13 protein-coding genes are annotated in these 18,144 nt (G+C 41.7%); 1 reads left to right on the forward strand and 12 read right to left on the reverse strand.

The window, feature by feature from the left end:
- Positions 1–10 precede the first annotated feature (10 nt).
- Genes D3P12_RS14600 through D3P12_RS14620 form a run of 5 tightly spaced genes read right to left on the reverse strand, consistent with a single transcriptional unit; the run spans position 11 to position 4,642 of the window.
- On the reverse strand, positions 11–724 hold the full coding sequence (locus D3P12_RS14600; protein ID WP_118196714.1) for a tRNA1(Val) (adenine(37)-N6)-methyltransferase: 714 nt from the start codon (positions 722–724) through the stop codon (positions 11–13).
- A 25-nt stretch (positions 725–749) separates the two neighbouring features.
- Positions 750–1,643 carry a metal ABC transporter permease gene (locus D3P12_RS14605; RefSeq protein ID WP_118196716.1) on the reverse strand — a complete coding sequence of 298 codons (894 nt, stop codon included), beginning with the start codon at positions 1,641–1,643 and terminating at the stop codon, positions 750–752.
- 3 nt (positions 1,644–1,646) lie between these two features.
- Positions 1,647–2,948 carry a metal ABC transporter permease gene (locus tag D3P12_RS14610; RefSeq protein ID WP_205941114.1) on the reverse strand — a complete coding sequence of 434 codons (1,302 nt, stop codon included), beginning with the start codon at positions 2,946–2,948 and terminating at the stop codon, positions 1,647–1,649.
- On the reverse strand, positions 2,949–3,731 hold the full coding sequence (locus tag D3P12_RS14615) for a metal ABC transporter ATP-binding protein (RefSeq protein WP_118196718.1): 783 nt from the start codon (positions 3,729–3,731) through the stop codon (positions 2,949–2,951).
- Positions 3,728–4,642 (reverse strand): metal ABC transporter solute-binding protein, Zn/Mn family, encoded by a 915-nt coding sequence (locus D3P12_RS14620; protein ID WP_118196720.1) that lies wholly within the window; start codon positions 4,640–4,642, stop codon positions 3,728–3,730. The genes D3P12_RS14615 and D3P12_RS14620 overlap by 4 nt, the downstream gene beginning before the upstream one ends.
- Before the next feature lie 133 nt (positions 4,643–4,775).
- Between D3P12_RS14620 and D3P12_RS14625 the strand changes: the two genes are divergently transcribed.
- A complete protein-coding gene (locus tag D3P12_RS14625; protein ID WP_118196722.1) occupies positions 4,776–6,203 on the forward strand; it encodes an alanine/glycine:cation symporter family protein in 1,428 nt (475 codons plus the stop codon).
- Here the strand turns inward: D3P12_RS14625 and D3P12_RS15665 are convergent, their stop codons facing one another.
- The 7 genes from D3P12_RS15665 to D3P12_RS14655 form a co-directional block, all read right to left on the reverse strand.
- Entirely contained in the window at positions 6,204–6,326 is a 123-nt protein-coding gene (locus tag D3P12_RS15665; RefSeq protein ID WP_262511136.1) for a hypothetical protein, read from the reverse strand. It lies immediately after the preceding gene.
- Between the two features lie 174 nt (positions 6,327–6,500).
- A complete protein-coding gene (locus D3P12_RS14630; protein ID WP_245977465.1) occupies positions 6,501–7,247 on the reverse strand; it encodes a 3-keto-disaccharide hydrolase in 747 nt (248 codons plus the stop codon).
- A 21-nt stretch (positions 7,248–7,268) separates the two neighbouring features.
- On the reverse strand, positions 7,269–10,673 hold the full coding sequence (locus D3P12_RS14635) for a DUF1080 domain-containing protein (RefSeq protein ID WP_118196724.1): 3,405 nt from the start codon (positions 10,671–10,673) through the stop codon (positions 7,269–7,271).
- 36 nt (positions 10,674–10,709) lie between these two features.
- Positions 10,710–11,978, reverse strand: a complete 1,269-nt coding sequence (locus D3P12_RS14640; RefSeq protein WP_118196725.1) for a Gfo/Idh/MocA family oxidoreductase — start codon at positions 11,976–11,978, stop codon at positions 10,710–10,712.
- A gap of 602 nt (positions 11,979–12,580) precedes the next feature.
- The gene (locus D3P12_RS14645; protein WP_118196727.1) at positions 12,581–14,038 is read right to left on the reverse strand and encodes a SusD/RagB family nutrient-binding outer membrane lipoprotein; all 1,458 of its coding nucleotides are present in this window, start codon (positions 14,036–14,038) and stop codon (positions 12,581–12,583) included.
- A gap of 21 nt (positions 14,039–14,059) precedes the next feature.
- The gene (locus tag D3P12_RS14650; protein ID WP_118196729.1) at positions 14,060–17,269 is read right to left on the reverse strand and encodes a SusC/RagA family TonB-linked outer membrane protein; all 3,210 of its coding nucleotides are present in this window, start codon (positions 17,267–17,269) and stop codon (positions 14,060–14,062) included.
- Between the two features lie 139 nt (positions 17,270–17,408).
- Positions 17,409–18,137 carry an MIP/aquaporin family protein gene (locus D3P12_RS14655; protein WP_118196731.1) on the reverse strand — a complete coding sequence of 243 codons (729 nt, stop codon included), beginning with the start codon at positions 18,135–18,137 and terminating at the stop codon, positions 17,409–17,411.
- Positions 18,138–18,144: the final 7 nt, after the last annotated feature.

Genomic DNA, 18,144 nt, shown 5'->3' on the forward strand with positions numbered 1-18,144 from the left:
TTAACCGAAACTAGAAAATTGTGAAAAAATCTTTTAATACATCTTGATATCTATCCGAATGCACATTTTGCTCCTTGTAAATCGCGAACAATTCGTTTGTGTAATTCATCGAGCCATCTTTGCTAAAAAAACTAATCACCCGAAAAGGCTCACTCGTCGGAAATGATTGGACTAGAACCTCCCGATAGCAATTTAACGCCTCTGTATAGTTCAAATCAACAATTCGGTCACGAACTTTAATAGGCCAAACAATAACAAAAGAACCGACATTCGTTAACAGTTCAGTTGCTTTCTGAAATAACGACCTATAAAAAGATAGAGAACTATGTCGTGATCGCATTTTTCGCATATCAGTATTTTTCAGGGAATCGATAAAAAACGGTGGATTTGAAACAATTAAATCATAAGCATTTGTCGACTCGAAACTCTCCATATCAATGTGAAAAGCATTTGTCCTATCTGCAAATATCGAATTCCGAAAATTCAATTTGCTACACGCAAAGGAGTCTTCGTCTATATCGATCGCATCCACCACAGCCTGACTATAACGCTGGGCAAGGATCAGCGCAATCACCCCAGACCCCGTACCAACATCTAATATCCTGCGCACCTGCTCTGAGTTAGGTGCAGCAAATACGCCCAGCAATACACCGTCTGTGTTGATTTTCATAGCGCAGCCTCGCTGATCTACCTGAAATTGCTTGAAACGGAAAACATCCTTCATCTTTTACAAAAATAGTGTATTGTTATTATGATTCAAGAGGTTTTGGGACAATAGCAATAACATGAGCCTGCACGTTAACCCGACGTGAAAAACGAGAATAAGCAAAAGTAAATGCGAAAATAACGCCCGTAGTCACTGCCATGGTTCCGGCAACAGACACATCAAAATAAGCTGCAACAAGCCCTCCGACCACAGCAATCGCGATACCAATGCCAATCGTCAAAAGAAGCATTTTTTTTAAGCTATTCGTAAGCAAATACGCAATCGTCGGCGGACCAATTAAAAAATTAATTATTAGGATTGCACCTACCGACTCAAAGGAGATTACCGTTGTCATGGATACCAGTCCCATTAAAAGATAATGCCACAGAGTCGTTGATATTCCGATAGCCGAAGCAAAAGCAGGGTCAAAGGCGGTTATAGATAGTTGTTTGAAAAATAGAACTATAAACAAAATAGTCATTATTAACATCCCACTTAAAAGATAAACAGGTCTCGGTCCTATATTCTTTCCACTCTCGGTAATAATTGTATCGATGGGAACATAGGCAATCTCTCCATACAAAACACAATCCTGATCGATATCAACCTGGCCAGCAAATAAAGTAATCAAAAGAATACCAACAGCAAACATAAATGTATAAGTAACACCAATGGCTGCATCACCTTGTACACGTGCTTTCTTTTGCAAGTATTCAATCATAACTGTGGTAACTAAACCCAATATACTGGCACCGATTAAAACAGTCATTGGCTCTCGGTTACCACTCACTAGATAAGCGATTACAATTCCAGGAAGGACAGCATGGCTAATAGCATCACCGATCATACTCATTCTACGTAATACGAGAAAACACCCTAATAGTCCGGCAGAAACTGCAACAAGAGCACCTGTTAATATAATCCAAAATAAAATCATCACTCAATTTTTAATTCGTGGTATAATCGATTCATGCGGGTCTTTATCTGGATAACCCAGTTGCAACTCCAATTCCTTTTCCATTTCTGGGGTTAGGATGTGCTCGATCATTTCGGCACTCTCATGCACTTGATGTGCAGGAATCTTGGCATATTTCAACAGATAAAGTTCCCATAAGCGATGCAACCTAACTATTCTTACTGCTTGCTTATAGCCCTCGTCACTGAACTTTCTTTTACCATCATGTTCCTCCAAAAGCAGGTCTCGTCTTGTCAAACGCTTAATAGCAGATTTCAACCGGTTCTGGTTAATCCCCCTCATTTCAATTAAGTGGCTTTCGGAATAAGCATGGGTGTAGTCATTTATGCGTTCACCCAGATGGTAAAATATCTTTAGAACATTTTCATCATCCACGATACGCATCGACTTCTTACGCTTCATTTGCCTAAAGGCAAAACCCTTATTAGGTGCAAAAAAGAAAGAAACAAAAGCAATGATAGATGAAGTGATGACCATCCACGGCCCCGTAGGCATCGAAGGCGCTAAATAAGATATGAATGCACCGAAAAATCCAGATAGAGCACCAAATAATGCAGAAAGGAAAACAATCTTTCTCAGGTTATCCGACCAGAACCTCGCCGCAGCGGCTGGCGTGATAAGCATCGCAGCCATCAAAACAACCCCCACAGCTGTAATACCAGAGACAACAGCCAAAACTGTCAAGGTAGAAAGCAGCAAATCTAATCGTCCGACAGGTATACCCAGTGTCTTAGCATAAGATTCATTAAATGAAATTAAGGTAAATTCCTTAAAAAAAGCAAGAACAACTATCAACAGAACAAGTCCAATAACCGAGAAAACAATGATATCGGTACCGATTAACGCTGCTGCGTTTCCGAAAATAAAACTTTCTAAACCCGTTTGTGCTGCACTACCATGATGTTGAATATAAGTTAACAAAACAATACCTAAGCCAAACATAACAGTTAATACGATGCTTATAGCCGCATCCTTTTTGACTTTCGATTTTTTAACAATTAAATCGATCAAAACCAATGCTAACCATCCCGAAATAAAAGCACCAGTAATCAATGCGGGAATATTTTTATTTCCAGAGAAAAGGAATGCAAAACAAATACCTGGCAGTACTGAATGAGAAACTGCGTCACCAATCAATGCCTTCTTTTTTAATACAATGAATACACCAACTACAGCAGAACTGGCGGCCAAAAGCATCGACCCTAATACCACATAACGAATATTAGGATCAGAAAAAGAAAGAAATTCGACAATAGATTGAATCACTTAACCCTCCTTATCTGTGTAATCCGAATGACCCAACTTCGTACGAACATCAGAAAGTAGTGTTAACTTTCCACCGTAAGCTCGTTGGATATTTTCTTCGGTAAATACCTCTTCCGTCTTGCCAGACGCAATCAGGTTTACATTTAACAAGACTGTCCAATCGAAATACTTTTTAACAGATTGTAGATCATGATGCACAACCATTACCGTTTTATTTTCTTTCGCCATATTTCGCAACAACTCGATAATGGTCTTCTCTGTCGCGGCATCAACACCTGCAAAAGGCTCGTCAAGCAAATAAAAATCAGCTTGCTGTGCCAGCGCTCTCGCAATAAATACACGCTGTTGTTGACCACCTGAGAGCTGTGAAATTTGTCTTTTTGAAAACTCCATCATGCCGACCTTTTCGAGACAATCATTGACAATCTGTTTATCATCATGACCAGGTCGCTTCAACAAACCAAGCTTACCAAAACGCCCCATCATAACGACATCATATGCCGACGCTGGGAAATCCCAGTCTACAGATTCTCTTTGCGGAACATAGCTAACACGGTGTCGTACCTCATCAAGTGAGCTACCAAATAGCTCAACAGAACCGCTGGAGATAGGTATAATGCTCATAATCGACTTTAAAAGAGTAGACTTCCCCGCACCATTCGGACCAATAACACCCACAATACTCCCCTGGGGTATAGAAAAATCAATACCCCACAGTACAGGCTTTTGCGTATAGCCTACGGTAAGATTATTAACTTTCAAAACTGTTTTTTGCTCTTTCATTTTAACCCTTTTACTATTGTATTCACATTATAGCGCATCATACCAATATAGGTGCCCTCTGCTTGTCCACTTTCACCGAGTGCATCCGTATAAAGCATGCCTCCAATCGACAACTCTTTTCCTCGCTCACGAACACCTGCAACAACAGCCTGCAAGGACCTAGATGACACGGAGGTTTCTACAAATACCGCCGCTATATTTCGATTGATTACTGTTTTCACTAAATCAGAAATATCCTTTAAACCAAATTCGGATAAAGTTGAAACACCCTGCAAACCACGCACTTCAATGTCATAGGCATTACCGAAATAGTTAAACGCATCGTGCGACGTGATTAAAACCCGTTTCTCCCGATCGATCGAATGAACTTGTTCACGCACATATTGGTCTAGTTCGTCTAATTCACTCAGGTATCTATCCGTATTCGCACGAAAATAGACAGCATACGCCGGCAGCCTTTCTGACAATTTAACACAGGCAGACTCTACAACTTCCTTCCATATACTAACATCAAACCAAATATGCGGGTCAGGGATAGCATGACTCTCATCGACATATCGGATCTTTGCCGATGGGATATGGTCGGCCAATGCCATTACTTCCTTTGTTCTGCCCAACTTCGCCAAAACCTCACCTAACTTCCCCTCTAGATGCAATCCTTGATACAAAACAATATCTGCAGCTAACAGCTGCTTCAAATCACCAATACTAGCTTTATACAAATGCGGATCAACTCCGGCTCCCATAAGCGATCCAACTCTCACCGAATCGCCGACGATATTCCGCACAACATCAGCAAGCAGGTTCGTTGTAACGACTACCAAAGGTCTCTGATCATCACGAAATTCATTTACATCGCGTGAATGACAAGAAATAAGGGAAAACAATAATATTAGCAACAAAAACCGCATGAAAACAAGTGAGTTAATGATACAAAACTAATTTATTTAGATCAATCTAACAAATAAACTTTCTAAAAAAACATGAATTTGAAATCGTGATTCTGTTTAAAAATCACTTTCTTTATGGCTCCAAAACCACTTCATGGAACAAATAGCAAATTTTATAAACAGTATTATTTGGAGCGATGCGCTTGTCTTTCTTTGTGTAGCAATGGGATTGTATTTCACGTTTGCGATGAAGTTCATGCAATTCAGATATATTAGGGAAATGGTCTGGCTCCTATTCAATGGAAAGCCTTCTAAACACGGCGTTTCATCCTTTCAGGCGTTTACTATTGCCATTTCTGGTCGCGTTGGAACGGGAAACATTATCGGGGTTGCCACAGCCATCGCTATGGGTGGTCCGGGTGCTGTCTTTTGGATGTGGACAATCGCTTTGTTAGGTGCCTCATCTGCCTATATGGAAGCAACACTCGGTCAGATTTACAAAACAGTAAAAGATGGTCAATTTCGCGGTGGACCTGCATACTACATCGAAAAGGGTTTAGGGGTTAAATGGTATGCAATCCTTTTTTGCATAGCTACGATCCTAAGCACCGCGCTATTCTTACCCGGTGTCCAAAGCAACAGTATCTCGTCAAGCATGAACAACGCATTTGACGTCCCAGTAGAGGTCACCGGTGCAGCCGTTACGTTATTACTGGGTTTAATTGTATTCGGCGGAGTAAAGAGAATCGGGAAGGTGGCGGAGATTGTCGTACCATTTATGGCGGGTGCTTATGTGCTTATGGCGGTCGTCATCATCATCTTAAACATTAAAGAAGTTCCTTCAGTTATGGGATTAATATTCCGATCTGCTTTCGATCTGGAGCCTCTCTTTGGAGGTATCTTCGGGATGGCCGTTTCTTGGGGGGTAAAAAGGGGGCTTTATTCTAATGAAGCCGGACAAGGAACCGCCCCGCACGCTGCATCTGCCGCAGAAGTAAGTCACCCAGCAAAACAAGGCTTGGTGCAGGCATTCTCTGTGTACATTGACACCATTTTTGTCTGTACAGCAACCGCGCTGATGATTCTTTTCACCAATCAGTACCACGTCAATAATCCCGAGGGAGGATTCATTATCGACCATAACCCAGGGGTAGATGCAACCGGATTTACACAGGCAGCCGTTAGCACGCATTTCCCAACCATAGGTCATGGCTTTGTGGCTATCGCCTTACTATTCTTTGCGTTTACCACCATTATGGCATACTATTATATTGCGGAAACAAATTTGAGTTATCTCCAACCAAAAAAGACCAATAAGTGGTGGCTATGGTTATTAAGAATAGGCTTATTAGGTGCTACATTCTACGGTTCCGTAAAGTCAGCCCAGTTAGCTTGGACTTTCGGCGATATTGGCGTTGGTTTAATGGCCTGGATCAACTTAATTGCAATCTTCTTATTGAGAAAACCAGCGTTGAAAGCCTTTAAAGACTACATTAAGCAAAGAAAACAGGGAAAAGACCCTGTCTTCAACGCTAAAGAGTTGGGTATTAAAAATACGGAAGTGTGGGGTGATAAAACCTGATTAACAACCGGTCTGCCCCAACAACCAGTATACGATAACAAACACGGCGATCGTTCCAAGACATCCGCCGCCCCATTTCCATGCGGCTACTCCCGCTATTACTGTTTTGAGCCAATTTTGCATAAAGAGAATTTAGTTTTTAATCCATATTAATTGTTGAAGAGAACAACATACATCATGATGGAATTGTTTCAGTATACATATTTTTTCTACTTATTCACACCAAACTGATACATAAAAAAAGGATCGTAGACAATAGCCCACGATCCTTTTCTTGTGCATGAATAAACAAAGAGACTAAAGCTCTTTTATCTTGATATTTTTGAAATAAGCTTTCTTTCCATGATCTTGTAAAGCGATCTTACCTTTCTTCACAGAAGCATAATCCGGGAAATCTTTCCATTTGCCTTCTTCTTTCTCTTTATTCCACTCGTCAGTCCCAACCTCGAATTCAACGATTTTTTCGCCGTTCAACCAATGCTCTACATGTCCGTTATCATAAACGATCTTACTATTATTCCACTCGCCGATTGGTTTCACTTTCTTTTTATCATTCGCGAGGTTCATCGCATAGTCAGCTCCTGTTTTTTGCCACTCTTCCAATTCTCCTGGCCATCCTTCATCATCAATCATCTGATATTCCGGTCCAGTCTCGTAAGGGCCTTTATATTTAGGATCCTCTACTACATGATACATTACACCACTATTACTCCCTCCTTCTAATTTCCAATCCCATACTAGCTCGAAATTATCAAATTCCCTGTCCGTTACGATATCTCCGCCAGTATCGTGTTCTGCCGCTCCTAAGCAAACCAACGCCCCGTCTTCTATAATCCAGTTATCAACCGGCTCAGTTTTATTATAACCATGCCAGCCTGCCAATGATTCACCATCAAAAAGTGAAATCCACTCGTCTTCAGTGGTCATTTCTGTACTATCTGCATCTGTTTGTGCTGTGTCGCCGGTTTGACCTGATTGATTGTTACATGCTGAAAAACCGATAACAGCAGCAATTAACCCTGTAGCTAAAAACTCTTTTTTCATCTTTTAATAATTGATTTTAATCTATTTACTTAAATCTTTAATTCGAATATTTTTAAAGTGTACCTCAGAGCCATGCCCCAAGAACCCTATATGTCCGCTAGCTTTCTTTAATCCAGGATGCGCTTTCCCATCCAAAGTTCCGTTCTTAGATGCTTCTGCTAAATTACCTTCTAGAATTACTGTTCCATTCAAGGTCACACGAATCTCATCACCCTTTATATAAATTTCTTCAGTGTTCCATTCGCCAACAGGCTTCAAGAAACCTCTTTTAGCCGGAATTACGCCATATACAGAACCATGATATTGATAAATTTCTAAGTCTTTGTACACATCTGCATCATTATCCAATACCTGAATTTCCATACCTTCGTACGCAGCATTGCCTGTCAGCGGAGCCCGGATACCAATTCCATTATTTGCACCGGGGGTCAATCGGAAATCAAAACGGTAGATGAAATCACTATATTCATTTTTTGTATACAAATTACCACCAGAGCCCTTCGTAGGGTAAATAGCTAAAGTCCCTTCCTCACTCACAACATAAGAGTCTGTATTCCCTGTCCACGAATCCAGGTTCGTTCCATCAAATAAAACTTCAAACCCTTCATTCTTTTCAGCCGCACTAAGCTCAAATATTTCCTTTCTCGGTAACTCCTTAACGAAAATATCGCGGTAGTAAACCAAGGTACCATGGGCCTGTAATTCAATCTGCTCAATAGGGAAAATAGACTGATTTCTATCCCAATAATTTTCAAGCACCACGTTATCAACAACCAGTTCACCATTCAAATAGACGGTAACCTTATCGTCTACCATTTTAATTTTGAATGTATTCCACTCACCTAATGGATTATCAGCAACCTTCAGTGGCTTACTTTCGTGTTTTTGGTTGTTATATAACCCACCAGATCCGACCTCAGCACCCACGTTGGTTCGCGAAGTATCCCATATTTGTACTTGCGGAGTACCACGAAGGTACACGCCAGCATCCCCTTCTTCACCATCTTTATCAAGCTTCCAGTCTACCAACATCTCAAAATCACCATACTGTTTTATTGTTGCGATATTATCACCTTTTCCAGTAAAGGTCAAAATTCCATCTTTTACGATCCAGCCTGCTCTCATTTGCTCATCTGCCTTCTTCTGTGCTGCAGCCAACTCTTTTTCTGACATCTGTGCACGTTTAATCGGATTAGCCACTAAGCCCTTCCATCCGGTTAAATCCTTGCCATTGAATAAGGAAACATAACCCTGTCCTTTTGGCATCTCAGCTAAGTGCTTCCTTACTGCTTCCTTCAAATAGCTGCTTTCGCTTCCACCTAAGAGCCCGATCACCTTGTCTAGTAATACACGCACGTCCTGACCGTAAAGATCTTTATTATCTAAAGCAATGTTCATTACGGTATTAGCAGCAACTCCCTGCAATTCCTTATCGTCTAAAAAAGTACCTGCGAAGATCAATGCATTATACGTGCCGGTTGCCTGTAATCTGCCCAAGACCAATTTCTTTTGTGCACTATTTTGCGCAACGTCCATTAGGTCTCTATAAATAAGCACCTTCTGTTCGTTAGGCAATGTAGATCCACTTGCAATACGAACAATACCTTTTAGAATAGCATCAAACTCTTTTTCATTTGCGGTCGTCTTACTAAGCTTAATAAGCTCCTGCAAGGCGCTCTCATCACTCCAATCCGATAAAGCGATGATCGATGCACTCTTCAAACTTGCATTACCATTAGCAACCGATTCAGATACAGCAGCAAGGGCTTTTTCTCCTCCGATACCGGATAAAACACGTAACAATGACATCTTACCTTGCTCATTCGCACCTGTGTAAGCTGCTAAAACCTGGTCGATATCCTGCTCTTGATTAGCGCTTGTATTAACGACATTAACAATAGCCGTTTGCACAGCAGTTAAATCATCCCCCGAGGCTGTTTTCACCAATTCCAAGAGCTTCGGGAGATCTTTCGATCTCGAGATCTGCGTAAGTGCATTAAATGCAGCTTCCTTTACCTTAGGGTCGCTGTCTGTTAACAACGGTTGAACAGCGTCAAAACTACCTGCATACGCACGATTAGTTAATACTTCTAAAATCAAAACTTTATCAGCAGCATTGAGATTTGGTAAAGACTCGGTCAATACAACCGGCACTTGTTCTCCCTTCATCGTCAACAATGCCTCTTTCACAGCAGCCCGATCTGATTCGTTGCCGTTCTCTAAAAGCTTAATTAAATCCCCTGCAGCCTGATCGCCAGACAACTTGCTAAGTGCGTGGATAGCAGCCGCGCGCTCGATATCAGAATTACTAGTCAACGACTTTTGAATTGCCGGAATAGCTGCCGACTGATTGTTCCGAGCTAGAAAGCTTATGAAATCTGCTTTTGTTTCTGGGCTTCCCTTACGTATTCCTTTAATCCATCTTCCTGCATTTGCATCGGTAAGATAAGGGGCTGCAAATTTAAGTGCCGCTACCCTATATTCAAGGTTATTATCTAAAGCCGCTTTAACCAGCTTTTTTGTGTAGCTTTCGCCATTTATTTGTGCTAGCAACTCCAATGCAGCGATCCGTGAATGAACCTGCTCATCTGATTTTGCATCTTTCAATAAATCTGAAGCTAACTTTTCTGCTAAACGCTCTTCCCCTTTTTCTGCCAATTGGTTTGCATAGTGAATAAATGAAGCGGTAGCGTTCGACTCATTGTAGATATATCCCGCGTCTTTAGCAGCCGCTTTTAAAACATCTGCAGAAGCGGTACCAGCGATATTTGCCAAAGCATATAGCGCAGCACGCTCCAACCCTACATCATCACTGCCCACCAAATTAATAATGGCCTCTTCAGCGCCAGCATAACGTGCATCTCCTAGTGCTTCGACAACTGAAACCTGAGCGTGCCCGCTGGTGTTAGGTAACTGTTCCAATAACGCTTTTGATGCGGTTTCCGTCCCGATAGTCGCTAGCGCGCGCGCTGCTTTCTCCGATAAGTACTCATCCGTCAAAAAAGGGCTTAATGCAGCTACGGCATCATCTTTTCCTGCTTTCTGAAGGAGAGAAATAATATAACCTTTGTTATCTTTATCAGCAACTTCCGGCAATGCAGCAACCAATCCTTGAACGAATTTGGCACGTTGGTTTTCTTTTCCCGGGAGCATTACATAAAAAGAATAACTATTGGATGCATACTCTACTTTCGAGTCATCACCCTGTCCTTCCGGTGTTAGTTGCTTAATAAGCGCCGTGATATCCGAAGCCGCAAAGCCATCGAGTTGAGCCATAGCTTCATTTAACTTTTGCTCGTTCAAAGCTGGCTGCAAGGCCAAGACGTCGGCCACTTTCGTTGTGGCAGTTCGTTGGTCAGCTTGCTGTGCAAAAGCCGGTAACTGCAGCATAAATGCTGCTAATAAAGTATATATTGTTTTTTTCATTATTACGATTTTCTGATATGTCGATTTAAGTTTGGTTTAGATAGTCCACGGACCCCGCATAGGTTGGTCGATCAACCTATTTGCCGCTTCATCATTAATAAACTCTTCTTTTACTGGATCATACTTCAACGTTCTGCCCAACCTTACTGCTATCAATCCCATGTTCACCAACGTACAAGATCGATGTCCGTTATCTTCGTTCAAAGCAAACTTCTTGCGTTCTTTAACCGCCTGCACAAAATCGGTTACCTGAGCTTCCGGCTCTGGGAATGCCGCTAACTTTTGCTCCATATTTGGAATATCAGATTTAAAGCCCGGATATAATTTCCCATTCGGGCCATCGATATAAGGGACATCATCAATTTTCCCTTCACCATCTAAAACAATCTTACACCCATCCGCATAAGTGAACACGATTTTTCGCCATGTTCCTACCGCGTCACTATGCTGCTGCGGCGCATCAACCTCAACAGAGATCGGGCTTTCATTATCTTTACCCAAGAAATACTGGATAGGGTCTAGATAGTGTTGACCCATATCACCTAAGCCGCCTCCATCATAATCCCAATATCCACGAAACGTTGTATGTGTTCGATGTTCGCTATATGGCTTGTACGGCGCCGGGCCTAACCACATATCATAGTCTAACTCTGCAGGCACTTTCTCTACCGGCAGGTTATCTTTCCCAACCCAATAAAATTTCCAATCGAAGCCAGTATGTCGTCCAACTGTAACAGTTAGTGGCCAACCTAACATTTTTGAGTCAACTAGTTTTTTAATCTTTTTCACTGGCACCGCCATGCCGTAAAAATTCGCGTCAAACCTAAACCATGTATTCAGACGGAAAATACGACCATGTTGCTGAACAGCCTCTTTCACTCGCTTTCCTTCGCCAATCGTTCGTGTCATAGGCTTCTCACACCAAATATCCTTCCCAGCCTTTGCTGCTTCTGCTGCCATAATTCCATGCCAGTGTGGCGGAGTTGCAATATGTACAATGTCTACTTCAGGAAGCTGTATTAAATCGCGATAATCATGAAGTTGTTTAACTCCTTTCTCCAACATACCTGCCGCTATTTGCAGATGTCGTTTATCAACATCACAAATTGCAACTGTTTTTGTACCTGCATATTTAAAGTGTCCACGCCCCATACTACCGACTCCAATTACCGCTTTCGTCAAGTGGTCGCTCGGAGCCAAGAAACCTTGGCCACCCAGCACGTGTCGGGGCACAATCGTAAATGCCGCCGCCGCCAATGCTGATGTTTTCAGAAATTCACGTCTTGAATTTTTTTGTTTATTCATGATTAATCAAAATGGTATAATAAAATAGTCTTTTTTCGAATAACGAAACCAATAGGGTTATCAAAATTTTTCTAAATTAATAATTTTAATAGAACGACACACAAAAAGCGTCAATTATTTGTAGGTTTTGAACCATATAAATCACGAATTTCCCCGAGAGTCGCAAAATACTCCAATGCAATGCTTGGTTTCGAAAAACTATCGAACGAGATTTTTTTCTAATCAGCACTTCCCCTGATTTTCAATAATTCATCCCTGAATTTTAAACATAGAGTTTTGGCTGCATTTAACTTAAATGATAAATTAACCCTCGTTTAAATCAGCGTCGAATATTAAACGGATCTTAAACAGACATCCTTCGGACATTAGTCGTGCTGACACGACTAATGTCCGAAGGATGTCCGAACAATGTCCGACTAAAGTCCGTCGAAGAGTACAGTATCTTTCAAGGATAGCTACAGCATTTCAACTGGAAATAAAGGACTTTACCGGGTATTTAACACGAAAAAAAGCGGGTTGCGTGAAAAATAGAATGTATTAATTTTAACTTAAAAGAAAGTTTAAAACCCCGAATCTTGAAAATAAATCTTAGAAAACTAAATCTATTTTTCCCACCAAACTTTTGTCATCACGTCATCGCCACCAATTCGCTCAGCCGCTATTTGATAGTTTTCGGGATTGTATCTCCTCACGTCATTATGATACATAAACCGAGTCGGCATAACACCATCATGCAGCATATATTCTGTTTTAGGTAATACAGGATAGCCTGTTCTACGGTATTCAAACCATTGTTGATAATCATTGAAGAAAAGTGCGAGATACTTTTGCGTCATTAACTGCTCCATTGTTCCACCGAAAGCTACAAATTCATTATCAAAATAATTGGCGGGCACTGTACCGCCTTTCCATTGCGTAATGGATGCTGTAACACCTTTTTCGTAAGCTTCTTTGGCGCCTGCACGATCATTAAAGTGAAGGGCTACTTCCGCTTTAATAAACTCGACTTCAGCATAGGTCATAATCACTTCAATAATCTCAGTACCCAAAGCTGTGTGTACCATAAGGTCGCCTTGTGGTGTACTTGGATTATAATTAAATTGTGAGGCGTCTCCCGAGTGTGCTGAAGGTATGCCCTTATAGCCTATAGGAACAACTTTTCCATCGACCAACTCGCTAGCTTGTGTCATGAACAGTGCTCTGCGCGGATCTTCTAAATCATTTAACAAATCAACGAAGAAAGAGCTCATAGCCTCAAAATTCACATAATCTTGTCTTCGTCCCCAAGCGTAATCATAGGGTGACATCCCACTAATTGGTACCAAAGCGGCCTCCTCATTGCTAGTAAATATCGGATATTTACCAGCATTGTCAATCATCCCTTTTAAGCGGTTGTAGCTATCAAACTCGGTACGCTTTGAGGTTCTCAAAAGAAGGCGCATCAATAATGAGTTGTTAAACTTACGCCACTTCTCCACGTCATTATTGTACAGTAAATCATTACCAGTCATTTCACCACCGGCTTCGTAAACTAAATTTGCGTTTTCTAGCTTATCGATCAGGTAGCGATAGATTTCCTCCTGCGTATCAAACTTGGGTTGGTTAATACCTTCCTCTGCTCTAAGTGCTTCGCTTAACGGAACGTCTCCAAAGCTATCTGTCAGAATCCCTGCTATATAAGCTTCTAAGGTCGCAGCAACGGCGGTATATATAGGAAGTTCTGATTCTATTGCAGCCTGCTCCATTTCTCGGGTATTTCTCAACCATTTATATAGAGTATTCCAAGTTCCGTTTCCAGCGTTTTCGTTGACCTCATATCTATGTACACCTCTGGCTACGCTTGGGTTTGGCAATCCAACCTGCATCAGTTGCCAGGTAAATGAATAACTCCGTTCTGTAAAATAGGTGCTCATTCCATAGATCGTCGGTGTCAATAAACTACCAGGAGTTACCTCATCGATACGATTTGGATCTGTGTTTAAACTGTCAAAGTCTTTTGTACAAGATGACAGGAAGAATATATTTAAAATGATCAAGCCACCTAATAAAATCTTTTTCATAACGATATTAAATAACAGTAATTAAAAATTAAATTTCAGATTGAAACCCCAAGTTCTCGGTGTGGGAAGTTGGCCCATTTCTACGCCCGGTACAATCGTCGACCCGTTTAAGGATGCTGTTTCAGGATCGAATATTGGGAAATCTGATATCATAGCTATATCTCTTCCATATACGGCTACACTTGCACCTTTCACGCGTAATCTCGAAACAAATGAAGCTGGTAGTGTATATTCCAAACGCACCTCTCTCAATTTTAAGTAGGAAGCATCGAAGCTGTTTGTCTCGATATTTGCACGGCGGTAGTAGTCACCATACCATGTGTTAATTGCTACCGGAGTGGTATTTGGAGAATAACTTCCGTCTGCATTTTCAACAACACCTTCGCCAATCACTGTTCCTGTTTCTCTACCAAGCAAGGTATGTGTCAGCTTACCTTGTTCACTCATCTTGTGATGTGTTTGAGAATATACAATACCACCGTATTGTCCATCAATCAACGCACTTAAACGGAAATTTTTGTACTTAAACTCATTGAAAAAACCACCTCTCCAATCAGCATAAGCATTACCTATTTTGGTAATATCTGCTGGACGAACTGCCAAACCAGTTTCAGCATCAAATACAACGTCACCATTTTCATTGCGCACTAACCCGTATCCCCAGATGTCACCGGTCGATCCACCTACCGTGGCGATGATTGAAGCTGTTCCGCTCGTTGCTATGATTTGCTCTTCGCTACCGATGTTCTCGCTTAAGGTCAGCACTTCGTTATCGTTCTTTGACCAAGTGATGTTCGTATTCCAGCTAAAATCTCTCGTTGATACTGGCGTCGCCCCTAACATCACTTCAATACCACGATTCCGAATCTTACCTCCGTTAATAAATGCGGAAGAGAAACCGGTCGTCACATCCAATGGAATAGTCAACACTTGATTGACAGTCTCGTTATTATAAAAATTCACATCAGCGTAAACTCGGTTATTAAGTAACGCAAAGTTCAACCCTGCCTCCCACGAAGAGGAAATTTCGGGCTTAAGTTCTGCATTGTGAAGAGAAGTCGGCGCCTCCGCTGAACCAGGAAATGCCGACGTAGAATAATATTTCGATAATCTATAAGGATCTGTATCTGTACCCACCTGAGCCCATGACAGTCTTGCCTTCGCAAATGAAATTGCTTCCGGCAATGTTAGCAAGTCGCTTAACACAAAACTGCTACTAACAGAAGGGTAAAAATAAGAACGATTATCTTCTGGTAGCGTCGATGACCAATCATTCCGTCCGGTGATATCCAAAAAGATCCGATCTTTCCATGAAAAATTTACTAAACCATAAACACTGTTCGTTTGACGCTTCATAATCTCATTTTCAGCTAGCGCCCGGTCCGATGCATTAGACAACTTATAAATGCCCGGAAGGGTCAAACCCCGTGCTATTGAATTGTTCAGTTTGGATTCCCCTCTCATCGTATTTGCTCCCACGGATGCGTTTATCGAGAAATCCTGATTCAATTCATCCTGAAAAGTCAACAAAGCATCTGTATTTGACTCAAAGAAATAAACGTCTTGTTGCTTGTAGAAGCCTTGCGGAAAGTTTGATGTGTTCCATGGGCGACGTTGCTCACGTTGATCTTGACGCATGTTCAGACCAGAACGCAACATGAGGCTCCAACGATCATCGAAAGTGTAAGTTCCTTGCAAATTGCCGACAACATTGGCGCTTTGAAGACTGTTTGTCATCTCATGAGCAATAAGATAAGGGTTTTCTATATAGGAGCTGAACGGGTGAATTTGCTCAATTTGCTCTTTGCCTTCTTTCCATCGTGGTTCATACCATGCCAGATCAACATTCGGATTCTGGAAAATCATGAAATAAGCAATTGACTGATTGTTATATCCCGTTCCCGGAAGATTGTCACTTGATTTATCTGTATAACTAAACTTTCCATTCAACGTCAGTTTGTCCGACACCCTCATATTCGTATTTAAAGACGCGACCAAGCGTTCGAAGCCGGTGTTAGGCATGATCCACTCATTTTTTGTATGAGTAATTGAGGCCCGACCGCTAAACCGCTCGCCTGCTCCGTCGATCGCAACACTGTTCGTTGTATTGAAACCCGTACGAAAAAAACCTGTGACGTTATCTTCATAAGGAACCCATGGTTGTGGCGATGCAGACTGACCTTCTAAAGTAGGATCATATTGATAATAGCTTTGTCCCTCGAACTTCGGACCAAATGCACTTGATGTTGATCCTGTATTTGCTCCGTCAGGTGACAATTGATATGAATAATACAGTTCTCCAGCTGCATTTCTATTATTATTACCCTGTCCGTATTCGTATTGACGATCTGGCCACTGCAAAATATCATTCACACTGGTGTTCGAATTGAACGAGACCCCAATGCCGTCTTTATTTCTACCCGATTTAGTTGTGATGATCAGTGCTCCATTACCTGCCCTACTACCGTACAAAGCTGTTGCGGCTGCACCCTTCAAAACTGTAACCGACTCAATATCATCTGGGTTGATATCAGATAAGCCGTTACCGAAATCGATCGGAATATCTTTGTCATCGCCAGATGCACCCGGGCCGTAGGCTTGATCCACTCCAGATGAAGCTTTACCATTAATCATCGGAATACCATCTACGACAATCAAAGCCTCATTTCGGTTTGGGTCTAACGAACGATCCCCACGAAGATTAATCCTCGTTGAATTGATTGGACCAGAGCTCGCTTGAGTCAAATTCAATCCAGGCACCTTACCTTTAAGTGCATCAGTCCAGTTATTTGACATCGCCTCTGTAAAATCTTCACCTTTCACCGTTGTCACACCATACCCTAAGCCCTTAGCTTCCCGTTCGATTCCTAGGGCAGTTACTACAACCTCTGACAAACCTCTTGCTTCATTTTGCAATTGGATAACTAAGCCAGATTCAGCTCGTGTTACCTCCATCTCATAGGGGCTTAATCCAATAAAAGCAAACCTTAGCGTAGTTCCGGTATTCACATTTAACGAAAAACTTCCATTGGCATCTGTTACTCCAACGCTGGTTTCATTTGCAACAATTGAGACCCCCGGCAGGGCCTCGCGATCATCCGCGGAATAAACGACACCTTGTATCGTTACCAGCTTTTCTTGTGCATATAAGCTTGTACAGAACAAGCTTAAAACTAAAATAAGCGTAAACATGAGACGGGCGCTCACCCGATTAATGTAAATTTGTTTCATATTCTTAACCTAAGTAATTACTATGCAGACACTAACTTATTGGCATCTAAAAATTGCTGCAAGTATAGCGTAATACTATTAACCCAACGTTAATAATACATTAAGCTAAGAGAGAAGAATACGGTAAAAAGCAGGGAGGTTATTTGATCAAGATATGAAGCAAGCAGGCTAATAAAGCCCCTAAGAGTGGGCCTACTACCGGTACCCACGCGTAGCTCAGATTAAAGTCCGCTTTATTTTTTATTGGCAGCAAGGCGTGTACTATACGGGGACCTAGGTCACGTGCGGGGTTGATCGCGTAGCCGGTTGTTCCGCCAAGTGATAAACCGATAACCCATACAACGAAAGCAACCGGTATGGCCCCGATGGAGCCAAGCCCGACCGGACTTTGCGTGTCTCTTATTTCGGCATCGGTAAAATAGAACACTGCAAAAATCAGGACAAAAGTCCCTATAACTTCACTTAACAAGTTGATGGGAAGGTTACGAATGGCGGGTGAGGTACAAAAAACAGCCTGTTTAGCACCACGATCTTCCGTAGCCTTAAAATGTTCAAAATGAATAAGCCATACAAAAAAAGCACCGATCATAGCACCTAAAAACTGAGCGACGACAAATTGTAACCCTTCAGCCCACGTCAGGTCTGTACTGATCACCATTGCCAATGTCACCGCGGGGTTTAAGTGAGCTCCACTATAAGGCCCGGCAATTACAACACCTGTAAACACCGCCAAGGCCCACGCCGTTGTTATGACGATCCACCCACCACCATGACCATTCGTTCCTTTCAACAATACATTAGCAACAACACCTCCTCCTAATAAAATTAAGATGGCTGTTCCTATTAACTCTGCTAAAAAAGGTGTCATAATTTTT

Source organism: Pedobacter indicus (assembly GCF_003449035.1).
GTDB classification, from domain to species: domain Bacteria; phylum Bacteroidota; class Bacteroidia; order Sphingobacteriales; family Sphingobacteriaceae; genus Albibacterium; species Albibacterium indicum.

Coding starts and splice junctions, on each gene's coding strand:
- D3P12_RS14600 (WP_118196714.1), bottom strand. CDS start 724: ATGAAGGATGTTTTCCGTTTCAAGCAATTTCAGGTAGATCAGCGAGGC.
- D3P12_RS14605 (WP_118196716.1), bottom strand. CDS start 1,643: ATGATTTTATTTTGGATTATATTAACAGGTGCTCTTGTTGCAGTTTCT.
- D3P12_RS14615 (WP_118196718.1), bottom strand. CDS start 3,731: ATGAAAGAGCAAAAAACAGTTTTGAAAGTTAATAATCTTACCGTAGGC.
- D3P12_RS14620 (WP_118196720.1), bottom strand. CDS start 4,642: ATGCGGTTTTTGTTGCTAATATTATTGTTTTCCCTTATTTCTTGTCAT.
- D3P12_RS14625 (WP_118196722.1), top strand. CDS start 4,776: ATGGAACAAATAGCAAATTTTATAAACAGTATTATTTGGAGCGATGCG.
- D3P12_RS15665 (WP_262511136.1), bottom strand. CDS start 6,326: ATGCAAAATTGGCTCAAAACAGTAATAGCGGGAGTAGCCGCATGGAAA.
- D3P12_RS14630 (WP_245977465.1), bottom strand. CDS start 7,247: ATGAAAAAAGAGTTTTTAGCTACAGGGTTAATTGCTGCTGTTATCGGT.
- D3P12_RS14635 (WP_118196724.1), bottom strand. CDS start 10,673: ATGAAAAAAACAATATATACTTTATTAGCAGCATTTATGCTGCAGTTA.
- D3P12_RS14640 (WP_118196725.1), bottom strand. CDS start 11,978: ATGAATAAACAAAAAAATTCAAGACGTGAATTTCTGAAAACATCAGCA.
- D3P12_RS14645 (WP_118196727.1), bottom strand. CDS start 14,038: ATGAAAAAGATTTTATTAGGTGGCTTGATCATTTTAAATATATTCTTC.
- D3P12_RS14650 (WP_118196729.1), bottom strand. CDS start 17,269: ATGAAACAAATTTACATTAATCGGGTGAGCGCCCGTCTCATGTTTACG.
- D3P12_RS14655 (WP_118196731.1), bottom strand. CDS start 18,137: ATGACACCTTTTTTAGCAGAGTTAATAGGAACAGCCATCTTAATTTTA.